Source organism: Streptomyces olivochromogenes, from assembly GCF_001514115.1.
In the GTDB taxonomy this organism is placed as follows: Bacteria; Actinomycetota; Actinomycetes; order Streptomycetales; family Streptomycetaceae; genus Streptomyces; species Streptomyces olivochromogenes.
In genome coordinates this window covers 114,642-115,221 of sequence record NZ_KQ948478.1, presented here as the reverse complement: position 1 = coordinate 115,221, position 580 = coordinate 114,642, and the positions used below count along the sequence as shown (strand labels likewise).

Genomic DNA, 580 nt, shown 5'->3' with positions numbered 1-580 from the left:
GAGGACGATGTCGTGGGGGAGGGTGCGTCCGTAGTGGGTGGGTGGGGGGTTGGGGGGTTGGTGTTGGGTGCGGGTAGTGCTGGTGCCTGCGGTGGTGCCTGCGGTGGTGGTGGTGTGGGGGTGGCGGATGCGTTGGTAGGTGGTGGGGGTGAGGCAGGTGAAGCGGCCGGTGCCGGTGGCGGTGGGGTGGCCGTTGCGGGTGATGGTGATGTGCATGGTGAAGTCGGTGGGGCGTTTGGTGTGGGGGTGGTGGGGGTGTAGGTGGCGGTGAGGGTGAGGTCGGTGGGGGTGGGGCCGATGGTGAGGTGTTGGGGGTGGGTGGTGAGGTGGAGGTTGCGCATGAGGAAGTGGTGGCCGAGGGGGATGCCGAGTTCGGCGTGGGCGAGGTAGAGGCCGGTTTGGCGGATGGTTTCTGCGGCTTGGAGGGGGTGGTGGTGGGTGCCGTCGGGGGTGGTGAAGAAGGTGTGGGCGCGGGGCCATTGGGCGGTGAGGGTGTAGTGGGTGTCGCCGGTTTGTTCGCAGCCGGTGAGGAAGACCTCGGCGAGGGTGGAGCGGTGGACGTATTCGCGGGGGACGGTGG

The 580-nt window shown here is 68.8% G+C and carries 2 pseudogenes; both read right to left on the bottom strand.

Annotation, left to right across the window (positions count from 1 at the left end):
- Positions 1–216 (bottom strand): annotated as a pseudogene (locus tag AQJ27_RS59530) (ScbA/BarX family gamma-butyrolactone biosynthesis protein); the annotation flags it as partial.
- A gap of 98 nt (positions 217–314) precedes the next feature.
- Positions 315–580 (bottom strand): annotated as a pseudogene (locus AQJ27_RS59525) (AfsA-related hotdog domain-containing protein); the annotation flags it as partial.